Source organism: Bradyrhizobium sp. Ce-3 (assembly GCF_022835695.1).
Lineage (GTDB): Bacteria > Pseudomonadota > Alphaproteobacteria > Rhizobiales > Xanthobacteraceae > Bradyrhizobium.
The window spans coordinates 1-309 of record NZ_BQUV01000093.1 but is presented as its reverse complement, the minus strand read 5'-3'; the positions used below and the strand labels follow the sequence as shown (position 1 = coordinate 309).

Here is a 309-nt window from a genome sequence, read left to right as displayed (position 1 = left end):
CGTGTTGCCGGGCCAATAGCACCATCTGCCCCCAATCCTTGCCATGCCTGAAAACGTTTAACGGCTTCCACCAGTTCATTATCGTAGGCGGCGCGAACGGCAGGCGCAGGTTTACTACGAGACGTCGTTTGCTTATCCATCGGCTTAGTTTCTGCTGTTTCAACAGTAACAGCGGATGGGCTGACTACCGCGTCAGTTGGCGTGTCATCGCCAGGTAGAGTAATTTTCGGCCCCCCGTCCAACATGCCTGTGCGTTGCAATATTTCGCGCAACGCCGGTACGTCGTTACTCCACTGCCCTGGGCGCAAC

1 protein-coding gene is annotated in these 309 nt (G+C 56.0%); it reads right to left on the bottom strand.

Features of this window, described 5'->3' with window-relative positions:
* Positions 1 to 140: peptidoglycan-binding protein (locus BRSPCE3_RS36290; RefSeq protein WP_375710016.1), on the bottom strand; the 140-nt coding region annotated here is incomplete at its 3' end.
* Between the last annotated feature and the right edge of the window lie 169 nt (positions 141 to 309).